The organism is Rhodococcus sp. X156 (assembly GCF_004006015.1).
GTDB lineage: Bacteria > Actinomycetota > Actinomycetes > Mycobacteriales > Mycobacteriaceae > X156.
Genome location: NZ_CP034766.1, coordinates 106,285 through 132,326 on the forward strand (window position 1 = coordinate 106,285; position 26,042 = coordinate 132,326).

20 protein-coding genes and 2 pseudogenes are annotated in these 26,042 nt (G+C 69.1%); 13 read left to right on the forward strand and 9 right to left on the reverse strand.

Features of this window, described 5'->3' with window-relative positions:
- Positions 1 to 43 precede the first annotated feature (43 nt).
- A pseudogene (locus tag ELX43_RS00535) lies at positions 44 to 1,578 on the reverse strand (MBL fold metallo-hydrolase).
- An 84-nt stretch (positions 1,579 to 1,662) separates the two neighbouring features.
- Between ELX43_RS00535 and ELX43_RS00540 the strand changes: the two are divergent.
- Both ELX43_RS00540 and ELX43_RS00545 read left to right on the forward strand, forming a co-directional pair.
- Complete coding sequence (locus ELX43_RS00540; protein ID WP_127781666.1) at positions 1,663 to 2,475, forward strand: lysophospholipid acyltransferase family protein; 813 nt, start codon at positions 1,663 to 1,665, stop codon at positions 2,473 to 2,475.
- The gene (locus ELX43_RS00545; protein WP_127781667.1) at positions 2,475 to 3,428 is read left to right on the forward strand and encodes a class I SAM-dependent methyltransferase; all 954 of its coding nucleotides are present in this window, start codon (positions 2,475 to 2,477) and stop codon (positions 3,426 to 3,428) included. The genes ELX43_RS00540 and ELX43_RS00545 overlap by 1 nt, the downstream gene beginning before the upstream one ends.
- Here the strand turns inward: ELX43_RS00545 and ELX43_RS00550 are convergent.
- On the reverse strand, positions 3,359 to 4,240 hold the full coding sequence (locus ELX43_RS00550; RefSeq protein ID WP_127781668.1) for an LLM class flavin-dependent oxidoreductase: 882 nt from the start codon (positions 4,238 to 4,240) through the stop codon (positions 3,359 to 3,361). The two genes, ELX43_RS00545 and ELX43_RS00550, sit on opposite strands and share 70 nt — an antisense overlap.
- A 36-nt stretch (positions 4,241 to 4,276) precedes the next feature.
- On the opposite strand from ELX43_RS00550, the gene ELX43_RS00555 reads away from it, so the two are divergent.
- A complete protein-coding gene (locus ELX43_RS00555; RefSeq protein WP_241250025.1) occupies positions 4,277 to 5,095 on the forward strand; it encodes an HAD family hydrolase in 819 nt (272 codons plus the stop codon).
- A 25-nt stretch (positions 5,096 to 5,120) separates the two neighbouring features.
- On the opposite strand, the gene ELX43_RS00560 is transcribed toward ELX43_RS00555, so the two are convergent.
- Genes ELX43_RS00560 through ELX43_RS00575 form a run of 4 tightly spaced genes read right to left on the reverse strand, consistent with a single transcriptional unit; the run spans position 5,121 to position 8,841 of the window.
- Entirely contained in the window at positions 5,121 to 6,077 is a 957-nt protein-coding gene (locus ELX43_RS00560; protein ID WP_127781670.1) for a GDP-mannose 4,6-dehydratase, read from the reverse strand.
- Positions 6,074 to 7,063 (reverse strand): GDP-mannose 4,6-dehydratase, encoded by a 990-nt coding sequence (locus tag ELX43_RS00565; protein ID WP_127781671.1) that lies wholly within the window; start codon positions 7,061 to 7,063, stop codon positions 6,074 to 6,076. The genes ELX43_RS00560 and ELX43_RS00565 overlap by 4 nt, the downstream gene beginning before the upstream one ends.
- Positions 7,064 to 7,106: 43 nt before the next feature.
- Complete coding sequence (locus tag ELX43_RS00570; RefSeq protein ID WP_127781672.1) at positions 7,107 to 7,721, reverse strand: class I SAM-dependent methyltransferase; 615 nt, start codon at positions 7,719 to 7,721, stop codon at positions 7,107 to 7,109.
- A gap of 46 nt (positions 7,722 to 7,767) precedes the next feature.
- Complete coding sequence (locus ELX43_RS00575; RefSeq protein ID WP_164860535.1) at positions 7,768 to 8,841, reverse strand: glycosyltransferase family 1 protein; 1,074 nt, start codon at positions 8,839 to 8,841, stop codon at positions 7,768 to 7,770.
- Between the two features lie 120 nt (positions 8,842 to 8,961).
- Here ELX43_RS00575 and ELX43_RS00580 point away from each other — a divergent pair, with 120 nt between their 5' ends.
- Positions 8,962 to 10,191 carry a glycosyltransferase family 4 protein gene (locus ELX43_RS00580; protein ID WP_127781674.1) on the forward strand — a complete coding sequence of 410 codons (1,230 nt, stop codon included), beginning with the start codon at positions 8,962 to 8,964 and terminating at the stop codon, positions 10,189 to 10,191.
- 1 nt (position 10,192) lies between these two features.
- Positions 10,193 to 11,479 (forward strand): glycosyltransferase family 2 protein, encoded by a 1,287-nt coding sequence (locus tag ELX43_RS00585; protein WP_206518065.1) that lies wholly within the window; start codon positions 10,193 to 10,195, stop codon positions 11,477 to 11,479.
- A gap of 34 nt (positions 11,480 to 11,513) precedes the next feature.
- On the opposite strand, the gene ELX43_RS00590 is transcribed toward ELX43_RS00585, so the two are convergent.
- From ELX43_RS00590 to ELX43_RS00600, 3 genes are all read right to left on the reverse strand, one after another.
- Complete coding sequence (locus ELX43_RS00590; protein WP_127781675.1) at positions 11,514 to 12,446, reverse strand: glycosyltransferase family 2 protein; 933 nt, start codon at positions 12,444 to 12,446, stop codon at positions 11,514 to 11,516.
- A 178-nt stretch (positions 12,447 to 12,624) separates the two neighbouring features.
- Positions 12,625 to 14,544, reverse strand: a complete 1,920-nt coding sequence (locus ELX43_RS00595; protein WP_164860537.1) for a glycosyltransferase family 1 protein — start codon at positions 14,542 to 14,544, stop codon at positions 12,625 to 12,627.
- A 127-nt stretch (positions 14,545 to 14,671) separates the two neighbouring features.
- Complete coding sequence (locus tag ELX43_RS00600) at positions 14,672 to 16,129, reverse strand: polysaccharide biosynthesis C-terminal domain-containing protein (RefSeq protein ID WP_127781677.1); 1,458 nt, start codon at positions 16,127 to 16,129, stop codon at positions 14,672 to 14,674.
- A 419-nt stretch (positions 16,130 to 16,548) separates the two neighbouring features.
- Between ELX43_RS00600 and ELX43_RS00605 the strand changes: the two are divergent.
- The 8 genes and pseudogenes from ELX43_RS00605 to ELX43_RS00640 form a co-directional block, all read left to right on the forward strand.
- A pseudogene (locus ELX43_RS00605) lies at positions 16,549 to 18,135 on the forward strand (DUF6541 family protein); the annotation flags it as partial.
- On the forward strand, positions 18,024 to 18,674 hold the full coding sequence (locus ELX43_RS18260; RefSeq protein WP_346773877.1) for a DUF6541 family protein: 651 nt from the start codon (positions 18,024 to 18,026) through the stop codon (positions 18,672 to 18,674). The pseudogene ELX43_RS00605 and the gene ELX43_RS18260, both read left to right, overlap by 112 nt.
- Before the next feature lie 92 nt (positions 18,675 to 18,766).
- The gene (gene glf, locus ELX43_RS00615; protein WP_127781680.1) at positions 18,767 to 20,002 is read left to right on the forward strand and encodes a UDP-galactopyranose mutase; all 1,236 of its coding nucleotides are present in this window, start codon (positions 18,767 to 18,769) and stop codon (positions 20,000 to 20,002) included.
- A 7-nt stretch (positions 20,003 to 20,009) separates the two neighbouring features.
- Entirely contained in the window at positions 20,010 to 21,920 is a 1,911-nt protein-coding gene (locus ELX43_RS00620; protein ID WP_127781681.1) for a glycosyltransferase, read from the forward strand.
- Complete coding sequence (locus ELX43_RS00625; RefSeq protein WP_127781682.1) at positions 21,913 to 23,256, forward strand: acyltransferase; 1,344 nt, start codon at positions 21,913 to 21,915, stop codon at positions 23,254 to 23,256. Before ELX43_RS00620 ends, ELX43_RS00625 begins: the two co-directional genes overlap by 8 nt.
- Positions 23,253 to 23,777: a phosphatase PAP2 family protein gene (locus ELX43_RS00630; RefSeq protein ID WP_127781683.1), complete on the forward strand. Its 525-nt coding sequence runs from the start codon at positions 23,253 to 23,255 to the stop codon at positions 23,775 to 23,777. Before ELX43_RS00625 ends, ELX43_RS00630 begins: the two co-directional genes overlap by 4 nt.
- Positions 23,774 to 24,685 carry a decaprenyl-phosphate phosphoribosyltransferase gene (locus ELX43_RS00635; protein ID WP_127781684.1) on the forward strand — a complete coding sequence of 304 codons (912 nt, stop codon included), beginning with the start codon at positions 23,774 to 23,776 and terminating at the stop codon, positions 24,683 to 24,685. Before ELX43_RS00630 ends, ELX43_RS00635 begins: the two co-directional genes overlap by 4 nt.
- A 107-nt stretch (positions 24,686 to 24,792) precedes the next feature.
- On the forward strand, positions 24,793 to 25,707 hold the full coding sequence (locus ELX43_RS00640) for a cutinase family protein (protein ID WP_127781685.1): 915 nt from the start codon (positions 24,793 to 24,795) through the stop codon (positions 25,705 to 25,707).
- Positions 25,708 to 26,042: the final 335 nt, after the last annotated feature.

Sequence of the window (26,042 nt, forward strand, 5' to 3'; positions counted from 1 at the left end):
GGCCAGCCCCGGGCGCAGTGACCCCCGGGGCAGGCCGCGGGGGTCAGTCGACCTTGCTGGTGCGCAGCTGGTGGCCCTTGCTGGTCAGGCAGCGCCCGCTCGGCAGGTCGAAGTCCCAGCCGTGCAGCTGGCAGGTGAGGGTGTTGCCCTCGATCACGCCGAAGCGGGACAGGTCGGCCTTGAGGTGCGGGCAGCGCTTCTGCACGCGCCAGCCGTCCATGACGATCTCCGCGCTGTCGTCGTGCTGCTCGGCGAACCAGCCGTCGGCGTAGCTGATCCGCTCCGGCGTCAGGCACTTGAAGAAGGTGTAGAGGAACTCGTTGTAGCCACCAACGCGCCAGGCCCGGAAGCGGGTGGACAGGAAGATGCTGTTCACCCAGTCGGTCTCGCCGTCGCGGAGCACGGTGCGCACCAGCTCCGGCGGGATGGCGAAGCCGTAGCGGGCCTTCTCGTCGGTCAGCGCCCGCACCTCGCGGGCCGGGAAGTCGATCACCACCGACTCCGGGCCCATCTCCAGCACCACCGGTCCGCCGATGCCGGCACAGATGGCGTCGGCCTGGGCCAGCAGCGGCTCGAACAGCTCCTTGAGCGGGCCGAGCAGCGGCTCTCCCTCCGCGGGGCCCAGCGGGCCTTCTCCGCCTCGATCACCGGGCGCTGGCGTTGCGCGAACGTCTCGATGTAGGCGGCCTTGTCGGTGAAGATCGCCGCGACCTCGTCGTCGGACACCGGGTGCTTGAGCGACGGGGTGGCCGAGCCGGAGAAGTCTGCGACGGAGCCGGGGATCATCAGCAGACCCTGGTCCTGGCCGTTGGCCCGCATCTGCTCCAGGAACACCGTCTGGTCGGGGAAGATGTTGGACGGGTCGCCGTGGTCGTCGTTGAGGTAGCGCAGCTCGTCGTCCAGGAACGCCGGCGGTCCGGCGGAGGGAATGACCCAGGTGGCGCCCACCTGCTCGACGTAGCGGCGGGACCGGTCCATCCCGCGCTGGCGCTTCTGGGTGCCGAAGGCGACCTTGGCGCGCTCGGGCAGGTCGTAGACCATCGGGTACCAGATGGCGCCGGAGAACTGCAGCGCGTGCACGTCCACGCGGCCGAACTCGGCGCGCACCATGTCCAGGTCGACCGGGCGCGCGTCGTTCATGTTGAAGAAGACCGTCTCGCCGTCGTCGAGCACCAGGCCCGAGTCGCCGATGGGGCCGTCCGCCGGCGAGCGCAGCGCGATGATCATCAGGTCCAGCCCGGGCACCGAGTGCTTGACCGAGTCGGTGGTCTCCAGGAACTTGTGGAAGCCCAGCGCCTCGAACTCCTTGCGCAGGTCGTCCACCGGGAAGTCCGGCAGCAGCACCGTGGCGTCCTTGTTGACGTGGCGCGCCAGGTTCTCCCGGTCGAAGTGGTCGCGGTGCAGGTGAGAGACGTAGAGGTAGTCGCAGGCACCCAGGCTGTCCCAGTCGAGCTGGGTGTTGTCCGGAAAGGGGAACCAGGAGGCGAAGTACGCGGGATTGACCCACGGGTCGCACAGCACGGAACCGGCCTTGGTCTGGATGTGAAAGCCGGCGTGTCCGACACTGGTGACCTGCACGTGTACGTCCTCCTCGAGATGGGGTCTGCAGCCACCAGGCTATGCGGCCACCGGGTGTGACCGGCAACCGCTAGCCTCATTGCCGTGGAACCTGTCTATGACTCGGTCATCACCTTCGCCCGCGGCATGTTCGCGGCCCAGGGCCTGAAGTTCACCGTCACCGGGTCGGAGAACGTCCCGCGCGTGGGCGGGGCCGTGCTGGTGATGAACCACGTCGGCTACCTCGACTTCACCTACGCCGGCCTGGGTGCTCGGCCGGCCAAGCGCCTGGTGCGGTTCATGGCCAAGCAGGAGGTCTTCGAGCACCCGGTGGCGGGGCCGCTGATGCGTGGGATGCACCACATCCCGGTCGACCGCGCAGCCGGGGCGGGGTCTTACCACTCAGCCGTGGAGGCGCTGCGGGCCGGCGAGATCATCGGCGTGTTCCCCGAGGCCACCATCAGTCGCAGCTTCGAGCTCAAGGGCTTCAAGTCCGGCGCGGCGCGGATGGCGGCCGAGGCCGGGGTCCCGCTGCTGCCGATGATCATCTGGGGGTCCCAGCGAGTGTGGACCAAGGGCCACCCCAAGCGGCTGGGCCGCACCAACACTCCCATCCACATCGACATCGAGCCGCCCGTCTCGGCCGAGGGAAACCCCGCTGCGGTGACCAAGCAGCTGCACACCCAGATGAGCGCGCAGCTGGAGAAGGTGCGCGCGGCCTACCCCGAGCACCCGAAGGGCGCCTTCTGGGTGCCGGCGTCGCTGGGTGGTGGCGCCCCCACGCTGGAGGACGCCGAGGCGCTCGACCGCGAGGAGACCAAGGCGAAGGTGGCGGCCCGGCGCGCCAAGATGGAGGAGCTGCGCAAGAAGGGCAAGCTGCCCCCGACCATCGCCCCCGCCCCGAGCTCCGACGCCTGATGGGCCTGCGGGACGCCGCACGAGCCAAGCTGCAGCGCGCGCTCCGGGAGGTCCTGGACCAGCAGGCGCAGGAGCAGGACGGGAGGCAGACCGAGCGGCACGAGGAGCTGGGCCGCGAGCTGGGCCTGCTGCGCGCGGAGATCGCCAAGCTGCACACCGACGTCACCGCGCTCGCCGCGGACAGCGCGCGGGCGGAGACGCTGGCCGACATGCGCACCGAGCTGGGGGTGCTGCACGAGAACCTCCGCCAGGTCGAGGTGCGCGCGCGGCGAGACCTGCACTACCGGGCGGAGGTGCGGGCCGCGACGGAGTCGGCGGCGTTCGCGCTGGAGCACATGCCCACCGTGCCGACGTTCCCGCACCCCGACGAGACGCTGCGCCACGCCGCCGGGCTGGTGACCGGACCTGGCCTCGCCCTGGAGCTCGGCGTCGGCGGTGGACACACCCTCCGGCTGATGCGCGAGCTGCTGCCCGAGCGCCGGGTGGTGGGGTTCGACGTGTTCACCGGCCTGCCCGAGGACTGGCGCACCGGCTTTCCCGCCGGCGCCTTCGCCCAGGACGAGCCACCGGAGGTACCCGGAGCCGAGCTGGTGGTGGGGCTGTTCGCCGACACCCTGCCCGGCTTCCTGGCCGACAACGACGAGCCGGTGGCCTTCCTGCACCTGGACGCCGACCTGTACTCCGCCACCGTCACGGCGCTGGAGCTGATCGGGCCGCGGCTGCGCGAGGGCTCGGTGGTGCTCTTCGACGAGTACTTCAACTACCCGGGCTGGCAGCAGGGCGAGCACCGCGCCTGGATGGAGCACGTGCAGGCCACCGGGCTGAGCTTCCGCTTCGACAGCTACACCTACGACCACGAGCAGGTGGTGGCGGTGGTGACCGGTCAGGCCCCCAGTGCGCCGGAGGATGCCAGCTCCGCCGCTGCCTCGAGCACGGCCACGTCGCCGGAGTAGATGCCCTCAGCCCGGGGGTGGTGCACCACCACGTCGGTGAAGCCCAGCTCGCCGGCTCGGCCCACCGCGTCGGTGAACGCCGCCACCGAGCTCAGCGAGTACACCGGCGCGGAGTCCAGGTTCAGGTAGCGCTCCAGCACGCGCCCCTCGGCCAGGTCGTCCAGGCGCCGCACCAGCCCCGCCACTCCGCGCCACCACGCCTGCTGGCCGTCGGCCGGGTCGGTGCAGCCGGTGGTGGCCCAGCCCTGACCGTGCGTGACGGCCACCCCCATCGCCCGCGGCCCGTTGGCGGCGATCACGAAGGGCAGCCGGGGCTGCTGCACGCAGCCGGGCAGCATCCGAGCGTCCACGGCCGCGTACCGCTCGCCGGCCGCGGTGGTGGTCGGCTGGGTGAGCAGCTGGTCGAGCAGCCCGGTGAACTCGGCCAGCCGGGCCACCCGCTCGCCCGGGGTGAGCACCTCCTGGCCCAGCACCTGCGCGTCGAAGCCGGTGCCACCGGCGCCCAGGCCGAGGGTGAAGCGGCCCTGGGACAAGTCGTCCAGGCTCATCAGCTCCTTGGCGAAGGGCACCGGGTGGCGGTAGTTCGGGGAGGCCACCCAGGTGCCCAGCCGGATGCGGGAGGTGACCAGGGCGGCGGCGCTGAGGGTGGGGACGGTGGCGAACCACGGCTCGTCCACCAGCGACTGCCAGGACAGGTGGTCGTAGGTCCAGGCGTGGTCGAAGCCGAGCTCCTCGACCCGGCGCCACTGCTGGGCGGCCCCGTCCGGGCCGTGCCAGCGGGCCTGCGGCAGCAGCACTACTCCGACGCGCATGTGGGCGACGGTAGCCGTCCCGACCGACACGGCATGATGGCGGTCGTGCAGACCCCCCGGCTCGTGGCCACCGACGTCGACGGCACCCTCCTGGACCGCAACGACGACATCACCCCCCGCACCCTGGCGACGGTGCGGGCGCTGTGGCAGGACGGCGTGCCCTTCGTGCTGGTCACCGGTCGCCCGCCGCGCTGGGTGGGCCCGGTGGTGGACCAGCTGGGCTTTGCGCCGCTGGCGGTGTGCGCCAACGGCGCGGTGCTCTACGACACGGCCACCGAGCGGGTGCTGCACTCGCAGACCCTGGACGTGGCGCTGCTGCAGCGGGCCACCGAGATCGCCAGGGAGGCAATCCCGGGGTGCGGCCTGGCGGCGGAGCGCGTCGGTGCGCACGACTCGGCCACCCCGCAGTTCGTCACCGCCCCTGGCTACGCCCACGCCTGGCTGAACCCGGAGAACACGGAGGTGAGCTCGGACGAGCTGACGTCCGAGCCGGCGGTGAAGGTGCTCGTGCGGCACAGCGAGATGGCCAGCGCCGACATGGCCGAGCGGCTGCTGCCGCTGTTCGACGGCGCGGTGGACCTGACCTACTCCACCAACAACGGGTTGGTGGAGCTGTCCGCGCCGGGGGTGACCAAGGCCAGCGGCCTGGGCCGGGTGGCGACGCAGCACGGGGTGGCGCAGACCGAGGTGATCGCGTTCGGCGACATGCCCAACGACGTGCCGATGCTGAGGTGGGCGGGTCACGGGGTGGCGATGGGCAACGCGCACCCGGCTGCCCTGGCCGCGGCCGACGAGGTGACCGGCTCGCACACCGAGGACGGGCTGGCCCAGGTGCTCGAGCGCTGGTGGACCTAGCGGCGTCGCTGTCAGCAGTCAGCTCTCAGGCGGTGCCGTCCAGGTCAGCCGCCACCATCCGGCGCACGATCTCCTCGAAGTCGACGGTCTGGCGCCACCCCAGCACCTCGTGGGCCCGGGCAGGGTTTCCGCGCTGCTCGGTGGCCTCGGCCGGGCGGCTGAAGGTGGGGTCCAGCTCCACCACGTCCTCCCAGTCCTCGACCCCGGCGGCGCGGAACGCCGCCTCGACGAAGTCGCCGACGCTGTGGGTCTGCCCGGTCGCGATGACGAAGTCGAGCGGCTCTGTGTGCCGGGCGGCGAGGACCAGGGCGGCGACGTAGTCGGGAGCCCATCCCCAGTCACGCCGGGACTCCAGGGTGCCGAGCAGGAGCTTGTCCTGCTCGCCGCGGGCGATGCGCGCTGCGGCCGCGGTGATCTTGCGGGTGACGAACTGTTCCGGTCGACGTGGCGACTCGTGGTTGTAGAGGATGCACGAGGAGGCGCCGACCCCGAGGCTGCGGTAGATCCCGACCAACTGGTGAGCGAAGGCCTTGGTCGCGCCGTAGGGGTTCAGCGGCGCGACCGGGGTGCTCTCGTCCTGGGGCGACGTCGGGGCCGAGCCGAAGATCTCGGCGCTGGAGGCCTGGACGAAGCGCACAGCCTTGCCGGTGCGCTCCTGCAGATCTCTCGCCGCCTGCAACAGCACGGCCACCGGCAGCGCGTTGACCTCAGCGGTGAGCACGGGTTCCTGCCAGGAGCGGGCGACCGACGACATGCCGGCCAGGTTGTAGATCTCGTCCGGCGCGGTCTCCGCCACGAGACGCGAGAGCCCGGCGGCGTCACGTAGGTCGACAGCACGGACGTGGGCACCCTCCAGCCACGGCACGCTTGCCAGCTCCGGGCGCTCCACCGCGGCGACCACCTCGGTGCCTTCTGCGCGCAGCTGCTCGCACAGGTAGCCGCCGTCCTGCCCGGTTGCCCCCGTGACCAGTGCGGTGCTCACCCGCGGCTCGCTCGCCGCTGCTCTCGGGCCAGGTCGTGGTCGACCATCATCTCCACCAGCTCGGTGAACCCCACCTTGGGCTTCCACCCCAGTGTTTCGTGAGCCTTGGTGGAGTCGCCGACGAGGGACTCGACCTCGGCGGGACGGAAGAACGCGGGATTCTGCGAGACGAGCGGGGCCCAGTCGTCGATGCCGACACGCTTGAAGGCGATGTCCAGGAACTCTCGGATGGAGTGCATCTCGCCCGTGGAGATGACGTAGTCGTCCGCCTGGTCCTGCTGGAGCATGAGCCACATGGCCTCGACGTAGTCGCCGGCGAACCCCCAGTCGCGCTTGGCGTCCAGGTTCCCGAGCTGCAGGTCATCCTGCAGGCCCAACGAGATCCGGGCCACTGCCATGCTGATCTTGCGCGTCACGAACTCGGGGCCGCGGCGGGGCGACTCGTGGTTGAACAGCACCCCCGAGGAGGCGTGCATGCCGTAGCTCTCGCGGTAGTTGATCGTCATGTAGTGGCCGAAGACCTTGGCGACACCGTAGGGCGACCGCGGCCAGAGCAGCGTCGTCTCCCGCTGCGGCACCTCTTGCACCTTGCCGAACATCTCCGAGCTCGACGCCTGGTAGAAGCGAATGTCGGAGCCGTCGGCGTTGCGGTGCAGACGAACCGCCTCGAGCATGTTCAGCACCCCCTTGCCGGTGACGTCGGTGGTGGTGTGCGCGTTCTCCCAGGAGTAGGCCACGAACGAGATGGCGCCCAGGTTGTAGACCTCGTGGGGCTGCGACGCAGTGAGTGCCCGGAGCAGGCTGGACAGGTCGGTGAGGTCGCCGGTCAGCAGCCGGACACCCGGGATCTCCCGCTCGATCATCTCGAATTTGGGGTTGTTCTGCCCCCGAATCAACCCGTAGACCTCGTACCCCTTGGCGAGAAGGAGCTCCGAGAGATACATCCCATCCTGGCCGGTGATGCCCGTGATCAGTGCTCGCTTCATGTCCGAGACACTAACAATCCTCGCGGTTTGGGCTGGGGGCGCGCTAGCTGGACGGGGCTGCGTGATCGCCGGGCCGCGTGGCGAGAATCCAGACGTTGCGCCGCACGATGGGCAGGTGCGCGGCGAGGACGAACGGCACGGGGCGCTGCTTTCGCCGGGTGAGTCCGGAGACAATTCCGGTTCCGGGCGCAACACACTCGTATGACACCTTCTCCACCGTCATTCCCTGGTCTGCCCAGAGCCTGCGCATTGCAATTCGGGTGTAGGGCCGCAGGTGGGTGTAGTCGTTCCAGACCCAGCGCTGCGCGTCCGGTGAGGAAGCAAACACCCGACCGCCTGGGCGCAGGACACGGCGCACCTCACGCACCATGGCGACGGGATCAGGAAGGTGCTCGAGCACGTCTTTCAGAATGACTCCGTCGAAGCTGGAGTCGGCAAAGGGCAGGCTTCCGTCCTTGCTGGCGAGGCGCACGTCAATCCCCTTGGCGGCGGCGGACGTCACCACGTCCTCGGCGGTGTCCACCCCGACGTAGTCGGAGAACTCCTCGGCCAACCACGCTGTGCCACAGCCGACATCGAGCAACCGCGCCTTGGGGTCGAAATGACGACTGATGTCTTTGTAGTAACCCGGGCGGTCGTGCCACTCGTGATATCCCATGCCTGCGAGCCTAACGGGACGGTCGCTGGAAACACGGCGCTCGTGGTCAGTGACGGGAAGTGAGCCGGAGCGCGGCGACGGTCTCGTCGGCCACCCGTGACCAGGAGAACTTGCTGGCCTGCACCTGGCCCGCGGTGGACAGCCGGGAAAGCTCGGCAGGATCCTTCAGCAGCGTGCGCAACGTGTCGGCGACTGCGGTGGCGTCCCGCGTGTCGAGGTAGGCAGCTGCTTCGCCGCCTACCTCGCGCAGGACGGGTATGTCGGAGCAGACCACCGGGCATCCCCGGGACATCGCCTCGAGCACGGGCAGCCCAAAGCCCTCGAAACGCGACGGCAGCACGTACAGGGCAGCTGTGCGGTACAGCCGGTCCAGCTCCTCGGGGGTAACCCAGCCGAGCAGCTCGACGTCATCGTGCAGGTCGAGGCGGTCGACCAGGGCCCTGAGCGGGTCGTCCCCGTGCGAACCGGGAATCACCAGCCTCGGGCGCTCGTGGGCAGGAATTCGCGCCAAAGCCTCCAGGAGCACAGGGAAGTTCTTGTGCGGCAGGCGGTTTCCCGTTGAGAAGAGGAACGGGCGTTCGTGGCCAGGGGACGCTGGCGCGGCGGCACCGGCTGCCATGCTCGGGGCGGCGAGGGGGATCACCTTGATCGGCCGCCGACCGACCGTGATGCAGCTCCGAATGTCCGTGGCTGACGCTGTGCTGTCGGTGAGAAGCACTCGCGCACCGCGGACGGAGGTTCGGGTCAGCCACTGGACTGCTCGTGCACCACCGTTGGGGACGAGCTCGGGATAACGAAACGCGAGCAGGTCGTGCACCGTGAGTGCGACGGGCACCCGCGAGACGGCCGGGCCAAAGTTGGCTGGGCAGTGCAGCACGTCGGCCTCGGCGCGCAGGGCTGCGGCGGGAACCAGGGTGTTCTCGGCCGCGGCCCAGGCGAGGCGGTTCTCGCCCGACACCGGCAGTGGCACTGTCTCGCCAGGGAACCAGTCCGGCGGGGTCTGCCGAAGCTCGGTGTTGAGCAGCCCGACCAGCTCGATCTCCGGGTGCCGACGGCCGATCTCGGTGTACAGCGAGCGGGTGTAGGACTCAGTCCCTCCCTTCTTGCCGGTGTAGAACACCAGATCGACAGCTATTCGCACAGAAGTCCTCTCATCAGGTGAGCCCGTCTCGGCAGCAACGAGACTCGTTCACTGGACCGGGGTGCTGGCATGGCTCGCTGATCGGCCCATTCTGCCGCCATGACACTATCGACCCGCCAACTTCGAGGGGGATTAGTGCGCGTTTGTATCGTCTATGACTGCCTGTTTCCATGGACGAAGGGCGGCGCGGAGCGCTGGTACCGCGTGCTTGCCGACGAGCTGGTGCGCACCGGTCACGAGGTCACCTACCTGACCCGGCAGCAGTGGCCCGACGACGCCCCGCCGCAGGTGCCCGGTGTCCGCGTGATCGCGGTCTCCCGTGGAGGTGAGCTCTACGACGACGGAGGATCACGTCTGATCGGACCGGCGCTGGTGTTCACCCGCGGTGTGGTCTGCCACCTGGTGAAGCACCGCGGTGACTACGACATCGTCCACGTCTGCCAGGTACCGGTGATGACCGTCCCGGCGGTGCGCCTGGCCCTGCTGGGCAGCGGCGTGGGCATGGGCGTCGACTGGCTGGAGGTGTGGTCGTGGGAGTACTGGCGTCAGTACCTCGGACCGCTGAAGGGCACCGTGGCGGCGACGGTCCAAAAGGTGGCTGCAGTGATGTCACCGCTGGCCTTTCCCATCTCGGAGCTGACGGCGCGCAAGCTGCGCGCGCTCGGCTTGCGAGGGCAGGTCCACGTCATGCCGGGTCTGGTGTACGAGACCGTGGACACACCCCCCACGCTCGAGCCCCCTGAGCACCCCCACGTGGTGTACGTGGGCCGGCACATCCCGGACAAGCGGGTGGCGGCGATCCCGGCTGCTGTCGCGGCGGCGCGCGGCGCTCTCCCCGGACTGACGGCCACCATCCTCGGGGACGGGCCGTCGCGTGACGACGTGCTGGCCGAGGTGCGGCGCCTGGGGCTGGACGACGCCGTCGCGGTGCCCGGCTTCGTCAGCCAGGACGAGATGGACTCCGCGCTGCGCCGCTCCACGTGCTTGTTGTTCCCGTCGAGCCGGGAGGGTTACGGCCTGGTGGTGGTCGAGGCCGCGGCCAGGGGTACGCCCACCGTGGTGGTGGCCGGAGCCGACAACTCGGCGGCGGAGCTGGTGGTGAACGGCGTCAACGGGGTTGTCGTGGAGTCGGCGCTGCCCGAGGTCCTGGCGGGGGCGGTGGTCCGGGTGCACGAGAGCGAGGCCGCGCTGCGTGCCACGACCGCGCAGTGGTTTGCCGACGGGGCCGACCGGCGATCGGTGCGCAGTACCGCGCGAATGATTTTGGGACACTACGAAATTCAGACGCGCCAACGAGGGGGGGCTCGGCATGGGGCTACCGGAACGTAACGTGAGTAGTGACTTCGAGCTGTCGAACGGGTGGAAGATGGACACTGCCGGCACGTGTGAGCTGTCGATCGTGATGCCCTGCCTGAACGAGGCGGAAACCCTCGCAGTGTGCGTGCGCAAGGCGCAGGCCTACCTGGCTCAGTCCGGGGTTTCCGGCGAGGTTCTGGTGGCCGACAACGGGAGCACCGACGGATCTCAGCAGATCGCGACGGACCTCGGCGCCCGAGTGGTCACCATCGAGGCCAAGGGCTACGGCAACGCGTTGATGGGAGGTTTCCGCGCGGCGCGGGGCACCTACGTGATCATGGGCGACGCGGACGACAGCTATGACTTCTCCGCGCTGCAGCCCTTTGTCGACGAGCTGCGCGCGGGCACCGACCTGGTGATGGGAAACCGCTTTCAGGGTGGGATCGAGCGAGGTGCGATGCCGCCCTTGCACCGGTACCTGGGCAACCCGGTGTTGTCGGGGGTGGGGCGCGTGTTCTTCAAGGCCCCGGTGAGCGACTTCCACTGCGGTCTTCGAGGATTCCACCGCGAACGCATCCTTGCCCTTGGGCTGACCACGACAGGAATGGAGTTCGCCAGCGAGATCGTGGTGAAGTCGTGCTTGCGCGGGCTTCGCATGGCGGAGGTTCCCACAACCCTTTCCAGGGACGGCCGGACTCGGGCACCGCACCTACGCAGCTGGCGTGACGGATGGCGCCACCTGCGTTTCCTGCTGGTGTTCAGCCCCCGCTGGCTGTTTCTCTACCCAGGCCTTGTTGCCTTTCTCGTCGGTATCGTCGGAACGCTGGTGCTGCTCGTCGGACCAGTGCAGGTCGGTTCGGTGGGGCTGGACCTCGGCACGATGATGTACGCCTCAGCGCTGACCGTCGTGGGGTGGCAGTCCGTTCTCTTCTCGGTGCTGACCAAGGTATTTGCCTCGCACAACGGGTTTCTGCCCATGAGTGACACCTATCGAAGGCTGATCGAGCGAATCTCGGTGGAGCGCGGAATCTTTCTGGGCGGCGCCATCTTCCTGGTCGGCATACTCGTTGCGCTGGGTCAGGTGATTCGGTGGAGCGACACCGGGTTCAACGCGCTCGACGTGGCCCAGACCGTGCGAGTGGCCATTCCGGCGGTGCTCGGGATCATTCTTGGGTTTCTCACCATCATGTTCAGCATGTTCGCGGGTATTCTCGCGATCCCCACCAGGGGAGTAGCGGTCTCCGCGCGGCCGCCGTCGGCTGCGGACCAGGCAGAGCCACTGACCATCACCCGCGACACAGTGGACGAGCGCACGGCCTGAGCGACCGCCGAGAGGTGTTCATCCTGAACGTTTCTCAGGCTCTCCCGACCAGGCGGCCCAACGCCTGGCCGAGGTCGACCGAACGGTCTACGGCTTCGGCGGGAACGCGGCGCCGTACACCGCGCCTCGCAATGCTGTAGCCGCGCCACCGCTGTGTGAGTGGCCTTAGCGTGCGGTGGCGCACCATGCTGCTCAGCACGACCGCTAGATCGATGACCAGTCCGTGGACACGACCGGACAAGTCGACTGTTCGGAAGCGCCCAAGGACAAAGCCGCGACCAAACGAGCTGAGATCGCGCTGCCACGGGCTACCCACGCCGGCCGTCGCGCCGCCGATGTGGACTCCGCGGGCGTCCGGCGCCTCGGCGAAACGCCAGCCGGCTTCGAGCAGCCGAAGCCCTAGGTCGAGATCCTCTCCGTAGGCGAAGATCTGCTCGTCGAAGCCACCGATCTGCTCGAAGGCGTCGCGGCGGTAGGCGACAGCGGCACCGCAAGGTGCCGCCAGCGGACCGACCGCAAGGTGGCTCGGATCCTGGCCGGAGCCGCGCGAATAAGCGCAAAGCCCCTGGTCGACCTGAATGCCGAACTGGTCGACGACGCCAGTCCCCGGACGCGTGGTGAGTGCCGCCACGGCACCTACGCGTTCGTCGGCTCGAAGCGGACGCACGATGCTCTCGAGGAAGTCGGGTTCCACGTCAACGTCGTTGTTAACCAGAACGACGAACGGTGCCGTGCCAACTGCAACACCTCGGTTGTTTCCGGCGCCGAAACCCTGGTTCTCGCTCAGCTCAACGATCTGTACTTCAGGATACGCCTCGCGAACAAAGGTAACGGTGCCGTCGGTAGAGGCGTTGTCTGCGACAATAACCTGGTGTGGGACCGTTTGCCGGCGTAAATGATCGAGGCATGAGGCGAGGAGCACGCGCCCCTGCCAGGTCACAACCACGACGTCTATGTCCGGGCTCATGCCCGGTATTGTGTCAGATGCGCTGGTTCGCTGAATGGGGCGGCAAGAGATCACGCCGAAAGGCGTCCTCCGCTATCGCATGGCACAAATTTGCTTGAGCCGAGCTAGATCGGGTGTTGCCGGCGATCTTGGATTGCCCGGTACGCGCATCCACGCTGGCCGGTGAGGTGGAGTGAAACTAGGTAGCAGTTCGCTCGCCCGAGCGCGCAGTGGAGCGGGCGGAGCGTCGACCGACTGCGATGGTGTTCCCGTGGTGGAAGGGGAACCCATAGCGAGCGCGGCGCACGTCGGCGAGGTCTCCCTCCACCCACTCGCCCAACGTCGTCACCCGACGGAGGATCGACAGCTGGTCAAATCCGAGTGCCCCGGCCAGTAGGTGGTCATCGAGGTATCGGTTGTAGCCAAGCGGGAACGTCACCAACAGCTCGCCGTCGTCCGTGAGCAACGTGGCGAGGTGTTCGACGAGGCGTCGCGTCTTGTCGGGGTCCTGGTCGTCCTCGTCGAAGCCGACGTGCTCCAGGGTGGATACCGCGACGATCGAGCGAAACCGCTCCGCGGGGGCGAAGTCGACAGCGTCGACGTTGAGCACGCCTTCGGCGGGCTCATACAGATCGACGACGGTGTGTCGCAGGTCGGGACGGTAGTGGCCAATAACGTGGCCGATCTCCAGGACTGGTCCCTGCGGCCGTCGATCGAGCCAGTCGAAGGCGATGGGGAGCTCGACCGCTCGTTCGTTTCGCCATGTCTCGTTGTAGCCGTGGACCGAGTACTCCAGCTCCCGTCCACCGACAGTGAAGGTCCGCACTCCGGCTGCGCGCCGCACGACGCGTGCTGCACGTGCGGCGACAGGCAGCGACGCCCGCTTGCCGGCTGTAGCCATCCGACCCAGGAGGGAACGGTCAGAACCGCCGATTGCATCAGCCCAGTCTGACGATTCGTCAGGTGTCGGCGCGTGCCCGTCGGCTTCGACGAGAGCACGGCCACGACCGAGCGTCGCGGGTCGTTGCATGGCTCGAGCGTAAGCGCTCAGTGTTGCTTCGGCCGCCGCGGACCAGGTGAACTGCGCTGCGCGGTCGCGCCCGTCCAACAGTCGGTTCGCCCCGTCCATCGAGTCCAGGATCGCCGCCGCACACGCAGCTGGGTCGTCGACCGGGAAGTATCGGGGGACTTCTCCGCCAACCTCACGAAGAACAGGAATGTCGGAGCACGCCACAGCGACGCCGCGCTCCATCGCCTCGATGAGGGGCAGACCGAAGCCCTCCGCCCTCGTGGGGAACGCGGCACAGCTCGCCAGGGCCCAGAGGCTCTCGAGATCGGTATCGGAGACGTAGTCCAGGAAGGTCACCCGCTCGGCAATCCCCACAGCCTGGGCAAGGTCCCGCAGATTGGCGTCATAAGCCTCGGGGTGACCGACCAGCACCACGTGCACGTCGGACGGCAGCTTGGGCAGGGCCTTCAGCAACAGCTCCTGGTTCTTGTGGGGTCGCTTCGCGCCCACCGACAAGACGACACGCTTGCCGACCAGGCCCAAACGGTCTCGCATGGTCTCGCCATCGCGCGCTCCTGGGGCGACCGGCTGTCGTCCGTGGTGCGCGACCACGAAGCCTTCCTGGCGCAGGCCGAGCACCTTCGCGATGTCGTCCCGCGCGACCGCGGTCCCGGTGACGGCAGCATCTACGTCGACCGCTACCCCGCGCACGATGAGTCGGAAGGCCGCGGTGGTGGCCCGACCGAAGGACTTCTCGTGGATGAAGGTGAGGTCGTGCAGAGTGGCGACGTGCCTGACCTGAGGTGTCCAGACAGGACCGAGTGATGCCAGGCTGTGCAGCACGTCGACACCCCGCCGTCGGGCTTCTGCGGGCAACAGGACCTGTTCAGCGAAGAGGCGCTGGGCGCGCTGCCCCTCGTCGCACGGAAGCTCGGCAACCTCACACCACGAGTCCCAGCCGGCGTCGCGCAGGGCGCGGGCACCCCGGCGCGTCGTGGCGACTGCCAGCTCCATGTCGGGCACGGCAGCGTGCAACGCGGGAGCCAGGCCGTGCAGGTAGGTCTCCGGCCCTCCGGACACTGCGGGGTCTAGAAAAAGGGCGTTCAGCATTGCCGAGCGGGGTAAGACCATGGCACGGAGCATACGGTCCGTAATTACTGGTAACAGGTGCGGTTCAGCGGCGGCCTCCGCCGAGGTGCTGTCTATTGCGCTCGGCGCAAACGGGCCCGGATTGGCGTCACGAGCTCGGGGGGACCCCTCCCGTCAGCAGAACCACGACGACAAACACCGCTGGGCAAAGCACCCCACTGACCGCGCTCGTGAACAATCCGCCGCCGAGGCGGTTCAGCAGGACTGCCATGCCCAGCGCGGGCAGCAGCGCCAGTCCGGCGGACAGGAGACGGCGGCCAGCAGGGCGCACCGGGTGGTCGCTACGACGGACGACGACCCAGAATGCCGCCGCAAGGACGTACTCGGTGATGCACAGCGAGATGGCCGCCCCGTTGCCACCCCAGGACCTCGCAAGCGTCCACGTGAGCGCGACGCTGAGCACGAGCGCCGCAGTGTTGATCACGAGCAGTGCGCGGTGCTTGCGCAGGGACAGGAGCAGGAAGGAACCGACGGCTACCAGAAAAGAACCTGCGACTGCGATGGCGAGGATCTGGAGCATGACGACAGCGTCGGCAAAGGGGGGGCCCCCCAAGATCTGCACAATTGCGGGCGCTCCGGCGCCAATGCCTAGCGCGACGACGATGCCGAGCAACAACACGCCCTCGTACATCCGGGAGCCCGCATACCCGAACCGACGCGGGTCGCGACCAGCTGCCCTCGTCAAGACCGGGTAGGCGCTTCCAGTCGCGATCATGGCTATGGCAATGACGACGGAGAACACCCGGAAGGCAAGGGCGAAGAGTCCGCTGTCGTCCTCGCTGGTGGACAGGTGCGTGACGATCTGTGCCACGTAGGCGTAGGTGGTCCCCACGGTCGTTGCGACGGCGAAGCTGAGCGCGGTGCGCAGCATCCGGCGCATTGCGGGGAAGTCGAACGACGGCTTCATGGGGGCTAGCCCGCGTGCGGCCGACACCGCGAGCGCGGCCGACACCAGCGCGGCGGGGATTGATGCAGCAAGCAACGGGATGACGCCTGCACCAACCAGTGCCAGCACCACCAGCAACGCTGCCTGCACCGCCTGGCGCACGAAGTCGACGGCGCTCACCATGCTCAGCCGCAACGTGGCGTGCAGGGGCACGACGTAGGTTGCCGGGATGGTCTGGATGACGAGACCGACCCCTGCGAGCAGTGCACCCCACACCAGCGGCATGGAAAATCCCGCCAATAGCGCGAACGCGACCATCGCCGCGGCGCCCAGCGTCATCAGCAGCAGGCGCAGCGCAAGCAGGACCCTCATCGAGTGGTCCCGCTCGGCGCCAGCGAGTGCGACATACTCTCGGACGCCGAGGATCGCCATCCCGAAGTCGGTCACGAGCAAGGCGACCAGCGACAGGGACAGCACGGTGGCGAAGCCGTCGAAGCCCGCGGCACCCAGCTGCCTGGCCACGACCGCCGTCGAGGCGACCGACAGTAACGCCCCCCCGCAGTAGGCGATGACGCGAGTCGTCCCACCGCCAACGACCAGAGCGCCGGAGTCGCGGGAGTCGAGGATGTGGGGCTCGCCGCTGGTCAGGTCGTCGGTCATGGGCAGAGCCGGCAGGGCCGACGCACCCGGATTTGCCCGCAGGCCCCGCTTCGTCTGGGAGTGTCGCGAGGGGCGCGTCGACTGCAGGACGGATACCTACACACACAGCGCAAAGTGGGTCCTCACTCCCGGTCGGCGTGACGATGGGCGGAGGTCGACGATGGCCTCTCCGTCGGGGACAGACGCCTGGCCGGCTCAACCCGTCACGTTAGCCGATGCGGCACTGGCCGCCAGGTACCGCGGGGTGCAGCCCGGTGCCCGCGCTCGTGGCGCGCGTGTCGGACCCGTTGGCGTGGTGGACTTCTGCGACAACCACTCGGTACGTTGGCATCGCCCAAATCTGCGCCGCCGGATGCGGCCATGACCGACTGGCGGGATGGCGGGATTCAGTGAATTTCGGTGCCGGCGACTACGGCTGGATGCTCCTGGCCGTTCTGGTGCTCTTCGTGCCGGGCGGGCTCGTGCTCGCCGTAGCGGGGTGGGCCTCGCGTCGGCGCACCGCAGTGGGCGTGGCGACTGCCCCGCTGGTCAGCGTGGCCGTCTGCTACGCGGCCGCAGTGGTCACTGGGCTGCTCGGTCTGTCCTATGGCTTGGTTGCGGTTGCGGTGACGACGGCCGCAATCGCGATCGCGGCCCTCGCCGCGCGCCGTCTTCGCGCCGGCACCGTGGACGACAAGACGGCGCACGACAAGACGGTGCTGGGCAAGGTCGGGTGGGTCGAGCGCTGGCGGAGAACACCGTGGTCGCTCGACGTCGTCGGGGGCCTGGTGCTCGTGGTGGTGGCACTGGGGATCTCGGTTCGGACCTGGGGCCGGGGCCTGGGCGGCTCGCTCGCGACCGTGCCCCAGGAGCACGACATGGTCACGCACACGCTGCTGACCGCTCACATTGCCAGGAGTGGCGAGGGCGCGCCGTGGAAGGTGTGGACCCCCGATCTGCTCACCGGGGATCCGGGTGGGTTCTATCCCTCGGGCTTCCACACCCTGGCCGCTCTGGTTGCCGACGCCGGGGCCGATCCCGTCACTGCTGTCAACGCAACGATGTTGGTCGTGCTGGCACTGTGCCTGCCGCTGGGTCTGCTCGGGCTCGCCACCCTGGTGGAGCGCGCGCAGCTGCGGTACTTGGTGGGTGGCGTCGCCGGGTTGGTGGGCGCAATGGCCTACCGGCCCACCTATGCGCTCTTTCACGACGGAGGAATTCTGGCGAACGCCGTGGCGATCGCGCTGGCACCGGCGGCGCTGGCCGGCCTCTTGGTCCTGCGCGAGCGCGGCTCGGCTCCGACGGAGCGGCCCACCGTGTCGGAGCGGAGCTACTGGGTGGATTGCTGCCTGATTGCCGCTGTGGCCATCGGAGCCTTCGCCGTGCACCCCACGTCAGCCGCGATCCTCGGACTGAGCGTCGCTGCCTGGTCCGTGGGAGAGCTCGCCTACAAGCTGCCGCGACTGCTGTTCTGGCCACGCTTGCTGAAGCTGGCGCTCGGAGCCGTGCTGATGGCTGTGCTCGCGCTGCCCCTGATCCGTGGCGGCGGCTCCAGCGTCGGCACGGTTGCTGCGTGGCCTCGAGACGTGGCCGTCCAGTCGTTCCCGCAAGCCCTCGGGGTCACGCTGGGCATGCCGTACGGCGGCTTCCTGGACTTCGCCAACGCTCGCAGTCAGTCGCTCTTCGCTGTCCTCGTGCTCGCCGGCGTGGCGGCGGTGCTGGTGTCTCGGCGAGGTCTCGCGCTCGGCGTGGTGTGGGCGGTCTGGTCGGCTGTGCTGCTCGCCTTTCTTGCCGGGGCGGCAGTGCCTGGTCTGGCCACGGTGACCGGAGTCTTCTACAGCAGCTACGTCCGCATCTCCGGTGTCCTTGGCCCGTTTCAGTGGCTCATGGTCGGTGTTGCAGTCACGACAGCCGCCTGCCTGCTGGTTCGAGCCGCGGAACGAGTCGTTCGGGACGGCAGTCGGGCTGCGAGGGTGATACGGCCACGGCCCGGGACTGCTGTCGTCACCGCCCTGGTGCTGGGACTGGTGCTGCTCGCCGCCACGGGGGGTACCGCGCCACCAACGGATCGGCACTCGCGGGTCGCTACGCACAGCCAGACTTCACCAGGGTGGACGGAGACGATCGTGCGGCGATCGCCTGGATGGTGGAGCGCGTGCAGCCCGGAGAGCGGGTGATGAACAGCGCCAACGACGGGTCGACCTACCTCTACGTCTACGACGGCATTCCCGTGGTCAACGTCTCGCCGCTTGGCAGCGGCCGCCCCGACACCGACACCCTGCTCGCCCGTTTCAACCGCCTGGACACCGACCAGGACGTGCGCCGGATCGTTCGGGACCTCGACATCCGCTGGGTCTACGTCGACGCAGAGGCTCCAGGGATCGGTGTGGTGCAAGGCGGATACCCCTGGTACACGGGCCCGAGCCCGTTCACCCTCGCCCCAGGCTTGACCGGGCTCGACGCGGTGACTGGGCTCGATCGCCGGTTCACCAGCGGGTCGGTCTCGGTGTACGAGGTGGACCCGTCCCTCCTGGCGCCAGCTGCTGGTGGCGTGGACGGTCCCTGATGCATCGGGCCGGGGGCGTCTGCGCACACGTGACACCCCTGTCCGCGCGCACCGGCCCTCAGCCGCTAGGACGTCCGTTACCCTAGGTCCCCGTGACCTCTTCCTCTGACGCGGCAAGTGTGCAGGCAGATCAGCGCTACGACCTCATCATCGTCGGCTCTGGCTTCTTCGGGCTGACGATCGCCGAGCGTGCCGCCACCCAGCTGGGCAAGCGGGTGCTGGTGCTCGACCGCCGCCACCACATTGGGGGCAACGCCTACTCCGAGCCTGAGCCGGAGACGGGCATCGAGATCCACAAGTACGGCGCCCACCTGTTCCACACGTCCAACCAGCGGGTGTGGGACTACGTCAACCAGTTCACCGACTTCACCGGCTACACCCACCGGGTGTTCACCGTGTTCAAGGACCAGGCGTACTCCATGCCGGTGAACCTGGCGACGATGTGCGCCTACTTCGGCAAGTACCTCACCCCGGACCAGGCGCGTGCGCTGGTGGCCGAGCAGGCCGCGGAGATCGACGGCAAGGAGGCCGCGAACTTCGAGGAGAAGGCCGTCTCCCTGGTGGGGCGCCCGCTCTACGAGGCGTTCTTCCGCGGCTACACCGCCAAGCAGTGGCAGACCGACCCCACCGAGCTGCCCGCGGAGATCATCAGCCGGCTGCCGGTGCGCTACACCTTCGACAACCGGTACTTCAACGACACCTACGAGGGCCTGCCGGTCGACGGCTACACCGCGTGGCTGGAGAAGATGGCCGACCACGAGCTGATCGAGGTCCGGCTGGACACCGACTTCTTCGACGTGCGCGAGGAGCTGGTCGCCGCCAGCCCGGACGCGCCGATCGTCTACACCGGCCCGCTGGACGCCTACTTCGACAACGCCGAGGGTGAGCTGGGCTGGCGCACGCTGGACTTCGAGCAGGAGGTCGTGCCGGTCGGGGACTACCAGGGCACACCGGTGATGAACTACGCCGACACCGACATCGCCTACACCCGCATCCACGAGTTCCGGCACTTCCACCCGGAGCGGGACTACCCCAAGGACAAGACGGTGATCATGCGGGAGTACTCCCGCTTCGCCGAGTCCGGGGACGAGCCGTACTACCCGATCAACACCGCGGAGGACCGGGCCAAGGTCGCGGCCTACCGCAAGCTGGCCAAGACCGAGACCGCCCGCAAGGGCGTGCTCTTCGGCGGCCGGCTGGGTACCTACCAGTACCTTGACATGCACATGGCCATCGCCAGCGCGCTCTCCATGTTCGACAACACGCTGGCCCCGCACTTCACCGAGGGCCGGGCGCTCGCCGAGGCTTCAGAGACGCCGGAGGACTGATCTACAGATGACCGCCACCCAACAGCTCACCGACACCACCGAGTCCACCCAGGCGGTGTCCTTGCTGCAGCGCGTCATCCTTCCGCGCAGCGGCGACCCGCTCGACCTGCGGGCGCTCTACCTGGACGAGGACGAGACCAACCGCAAGCGCTCCCGGGCGCTGAGCCGCACTGCGCTGGAGCTGCCCGCGGAGTCCGAGGTGTCCTTCGCGACCTACTTCAACGCCTTCGCCGCCAGCTACTGGCGCCGCTGGACGGTGCTGGACAAGGTGGTGCTGCAGCTCAAGCTGAGCGGCAAGTGCCGGGTGGACGTCTACCGGTCCAAGGCCGACGCCACCATCATCCACGCCGACGGCGCAGTCGTGACGGCCACGGACGACACCACCCTGGAGTTCGCGCTCGACCTGGCCCCGTTCGAGGACGGCGGCTGGCTGTGGTTCGACGTCACCACCGACGAGGGCACGGTCACGCTGCACGAGGCGGCCTGGTTCGCCGCCCAGGAGTCGTCGGTGCGCGCCTCGGTCGCCATCGGCATCACCACGTTCAACCGGCCGGACGACTGCGCCGCCGCGCTCAGCGCGATCGGTGAGGACCCCGCCGTGCTGGACCTCGTCGACGCGGTCTTCGTCGCCGACCAGGGCAACCGCAAGGTGGTCGACGCCGCCGAGTTCCCCGCCGCAGCGGCGCAGCTCGGCGACCGCCTGCGCATCCACAACCAGGGCAACCTCGGCGGCAGCGGCGGGTTCTCCCGCGGCATGTACGAAGCGCTGAACACCACCAGCTGCGAGCAGATCCTGCTGATGGACGACGACATCGTCATCGAGCCGGACAGCATCCTGCGGGCGGTGGCCTTCTCCCGGTTCACCGAGCGCCCCACGCTGGTGGGTGGGCAGATGCTCAACCTGCAGGCCCGCTCGCACCTGCACTCCATGGGCGAGGTCGTCGACCGCGACAAGTTCATGTGGCGCGCGGCCCCCAACGTCGAGTACGACCACGACTTCGCCAAGAAGAGCCTGCGCAACACCCCGCGCATGCACCGGCGCATCGACGTGGACTACAACGGCTGGTGGATGTGCCTCATCCCGCGCGCGGTGGCCGAGGAGCTCGGGCTGCCGCTGCCGCTGTTCATCAAGTGGGACGACGCCGAGTACGGCCTGCGCGCGGGCAAGGCCGGCTACCCGACCGCCACACTGCCCGGCGTGGCCATCTGGCACATGCCCTGGTCGGACAAGGACGACGCCACCGACTGGCAGGCCTATTTCCACCTGCGCAACCGCCTGGTGGTTGCCTCGCTGTACAGCAAGTACAAGCGCGGCGGCGGGATGATCCAGCACAGCATGAAGAGCACCATCAAGCACCTGCTGTCGCTGGAGTACTCCACCGTGGCCCTGCAGAACCTGGCCATCCGCGACTTCCTGGCGGGCCCGGACGCGCTGTTCGACCAGCTGCCCACCGCGCTCGGCGAGGTCCGCTCGGCCCGGTCGGAGTTCGACGACGGCAAGGTGCTGGCCTCCTCTCGGGCGCTGCCCCTGCCGTCCATGGACGCGGTCAAGGCTGAGCGCTTCCTCAAGCCGCCGACCAACCCGGTGACCATCGGCGCCACCCTCGCCGCCTCGCTGGTGCACAACGTGCTGCCGGTCAAGGAGGAGCACCACCACAACCCGCAGCTGAACATCGCTGCCCAGGATGCGCGGTGGTTCCTGCTCGCGCGCCTGGACGGTGCGACGGTGGCCACTGCCGACGGCCGCGGGGTGGCCTACCGCAAGCGCAACCCCAAGACGTTCTGGAAGCTGCTGGGGGAGTCGGTGCGTGCCCACGCCGAGCTGCGTCGGGAGTTCCCGCGGCTGAGCAAGACCTACCGCCAGGGTCTGCCTGCACTGACCTCCCACGAGTCCTGGCGTCGCATCTTCAATGGCTGACGACGCAATCGGGCAGGTTGCGGATCGTCCTCTCCAGGACCCCACGGCGGGCACCGGCACCCGGTCGGGCGGCAGTGCCCGGTCGCGCAGCGGAGGCCACTCCGGCAACCGCGCGCCTGCCGGCACCGCACAGCGCGCAGTGGCGCCCACGGGCACCGTCGGCGGTGGCGGGGAGATCCGCTCGCTGACCGGCCTGCGCATCGTCGCCGCGATGTGGGTGGTGGTGTTCCACTTCCAGTTCACCCCCGGCGACGCCTACACCCGCTTCTGGGAGCCGTTGCGCCCGATCGTGTCCTCCGGGGCGCTCGGTGTGGACCTGTTCTACGTGCTCAGCGGGTTCGTGATCACGCTCACCTACCTGACCAAGGTGGGCCCGCGGCTGCGGGTGCGGGCGGCACTGGTGTTCCTGTGGGCCCGGATCTGCCGGATCTGGCCGGTCTACGCCACCGTCACCACGCTGTTCCTGGGCTGGCTGCTCTACAAGCAGACCCGGGTGACCGACGGCTACCTGGCTTACCAGACGGTCCAGCCCGACCTGACCGTGTGGAGCTACCTGCAGCAGCTGCTCATGGTGCAGCTGTGGACCCAGCCGTACTTCGACGGCGTCTCCTTCGTCGGCCCGGCCTGGTCGATCAGCGCGGAGTGGGCCGCCTACCTCGCCTTCCCGCTGCTGGTGCTGGTGCTCTACCGGGTCCGCCGGCTGCCCGCCCCGGTGCTGGGGGCGCTCGCGGTGGCCGTCATGGTCCCCTTCGCCTACCTCAGCTACACCGGCGAGGAGGCCGGTCTGCGCTATGCCTGGCTGCTGCGGATCAGCTGTGGCTTCCTGGCCGGTGCCCTGACCTACCTGGCGGTCCGCAACGTGGGCGCGGCCTCCCGGCTGCGCCGCTACGCCCCGCTGCTGACCGCGATCGCCCTGGTGGAGATCGTCCTCGGCCTGCTGTGGGCCTCCTGGCGCGCGCCCCAGGGCGGCTACGGCGGAGTCGTCGTGGTGATGTTCCCGGTGGTCGTCGCCGGCCTCGCGCTGCACCAGACCGGTCTGGCCAAGGTGCTGGCGCACCCGTGGATGGTGCACGGGGGCCGGATCTCCTTCAGCATCTACCTGGTGCACGTGCCGGTGTTCGAGATCTTCTGGACGGAGATGGCTCTGCGACCGCCCCTGGCCCCCGGCACCGCGCTGGCCACCTTCCTCATTCCGCAGGTGCTGCTGCTGGTGGTGCTGCTGGGTCACCTCTTCTACCGCTTCGTGGAGGAGCCGGCCCGGGTGTGGCTGCGCCGACACGGGCCGAAGTCGTCCTCGGTGCGGGTCACGCCGGTACCCGTGGCGGCAGGGCCGTGAGCGCCGTCGAGGTCCGCGCGCTGGCCGCGGTGCAGCGGAACCTGGCCCACCGGCCTGGTGTGCTCGCCGGCGCCCGGGCGATGTCGCACTTCGGTGAGCACGCGCTGGGCTGGGTGGCGCTGGCTGGCGCCGGCGCCGTGCTGGACCGGCCCCGCCGGGCTCAGTGGGCCAGCGCCGCGGTGGGGGCGGTCGGCGCCCACGCGGTCTCCATCGCCGTCAAGCGGGTGGTCCGTCGTCCCCGGCCCGACCACCCGTCGGTGCGCGTGGGCGTCTCCACGCCCAGCAAGCTCAGCTTCCCGTCCTCGCACGCCACGTCCACCGCGGCCGCTGCCGTGCTGCTGGGCCGGCTCACCGGCCTGCCGCTGCCGGCGCTGCTGGTGCCACCGATGCTGCTGTCCCGGCTGGTCCTGGGCGTGCACTACCCCTCCGACGTGCTCGTGGGTGCTGCCCTGGGCGCGGCTACCGCCCAAGCGCTCCTCACGGCGCAAGATCGACATGGCTTTCCAGGAGGAGATCGATGAGCACACCAGACACCACTGTCACGGGCCCACCCACCGCCCCGATGTCGCTGCCCGCCGGCCTGCTCAAGGCTGTCCGACCGAGGCAGTGGGTGAAGAACGTCCTGGTGCTGGCGGCGCCGGTCGCCGCAGGCAAGGTCGGCGAGCTGTCGATCCTCGGCGACGCCGCGATCGCCTTCCTGGCGTTCTGCCTGGCCGCGTCCGGCGTCTACCTCGTCAACGACGCGATGGACGTGGACGCCGACCGTGCCCACCCGCGCAAGCGCCACCGGCCCATCGCGGCCGGTGTGGTTCCGGTGCGCCTGGCCTACGTGCTGGCGGTGGTGCTGCTGCTGGCCAGCATGGCGCTGTCGCTGGTGGCGTCCTGGGAGCTGCTGGTGGTGATCGCGGTCTACGTGGCCGTGCAGCTGGCGTACTGCTTCGGGCTCAAGCACCAGCCCGTGCTGGACATCTGCATCGTGGCCTCGGGCTTCCTGCTGCGGGCCATCGCCGGTGGCGTGGCGGCCGGTCTGGAGCTGTCGCAGTGGTTCCTGCTGGTGGCGGCCTTCGGCTCGCTGTTCATGGTCTCCGGCAAGCGCTACGCCGAGATGCGGGTGGCCGAGCAGACGGGCGGCAAGATCCGCAAGTCGCTGGAGAGCTACACCTCCACCTACCTGCGCTTCGTCTGGACCATGTCGGCCACCGCGGTGATCCTGTCCTACGGGTTGTGGGCCTTCCAGCTCAACGAGACCAGCGACTCGGTCTGGTCGGTCATCTCGATGGTGCCGTTCACCGTCGCCGTGCTGCGCTACGCCGTGGACGTCGACGGCGGCGTGGCGGGGGAGCCCGAGGAGATCGCGCTGCGCGACCGGGTCCTGCAGGTGCTCGCGGTCGCGTGGCTCGTCGTGATTGGAATCTCTGTCTACGCATGACCGGGGGCTTCGACCGGTAACGTGCTCAGGCTGAGCCCCAGAACTGCGCCGCTGCCCCACCCGCGGTCAGCTCGGGTGTTCGCCGCAAGCAGGAGGAGGTCCGGTCAATGAGCAACGCCTACCAGCCGCGGAAGCGGCGCTGGGGCATCTGGCTCGTGGTGCTGGTGGCACTGGTGGTGGTCGGCTCGGTCCTCACCCGGCTGCCCGGGTCGGGTCCCGACATGCCCGAGGTTGCGCCGGGCCCGGGTTCCACCGCCACCCAGCCGCCGGGGTCCTCCGCCCAGCCGCCGGCGACCTCGGTCAAGCCGGCCGGCTGTCCTGACGTGCAGGTGGTGTTCGTGCCGGGCACCTACGAGACCAACCCGGGGGCCAACCCTGGTGCGCCTGCGGGCCTGCTCGCCGCGGTCGCCAACCCGCTCACCGCGCGGTTCGGCGGGGACGCCGGCCGGGTGAGCACCTACTTCGTGCCGTACCTGGCGCAGTTCAACAACCCGACGCCCTACCTGGCGAGCGAGCAGGACGGGGTGCGGGCCGCCCGGGCAGCCATCGCCGAGACCACCAAGCGCTGTGCCACCACCAAGTTCGCGCTGGTCGGCTTCTCCCAGGGGGCGGCCGTGGCCGGCGACCTGGCTGCCGAGATCGGCCAGGGCGGTGCGGTGATCCCACCGGAGAAGCTGATCGGAGTGGGTCTGGTGTCCGACCCCAACCGCAACGGTGCCGCGGACCGGCTCATCGGTCCGGCGGTTGCCGGCGCCGGCCTGGGCGGGCCGAGGCCGAAGGGCTTTGGCGCGGTGGGGGACCGGGTGGTCACCTTCTGCGCTCCCGGCGACCTGATCTGCGCGACCCCGCCGAGTGCAACCAACCTCGCCAACCTGCCTGCGACGCTCGCGCTGGTGGGTCAGTACATGCAGAGCAACGTTCACTCGTCCTACGCGACGTACAAGGTGGAAGGCGCAACGTCTGCCACCCAGTGGCTGGCCGGATGGCTTGCCGCGCGCGTGGAGGAGGTGCCCAAGGGCTGATCTGTTGACATGATCGTCAGGAAACGTACGCTTCGGACACGCGACCGGCCCAGGCATACACCGGACGAACCTCACGGCCACTGCCGGGGTCCCGGGCCGTGGTGTGAGACCGCTGTAACATACCGCGGGGCGTTCGCGCGGGGGTCAAGTCAAGCAACGGTGCGGTCCGCCGCGCCGCAACGCTGAGCGACCTTACGGGCCCAGAGCCGGGCAACAGGGAGCCAGCGTCGCGCCGACATTCGCGAGCAGCTCGATCGAGGAGGTTCCATGACGGGTCACTTGTCCGTTCAGGATACGAACGACGGCGGGTCCGAGGTTCAGGCCCTGACAGGTGG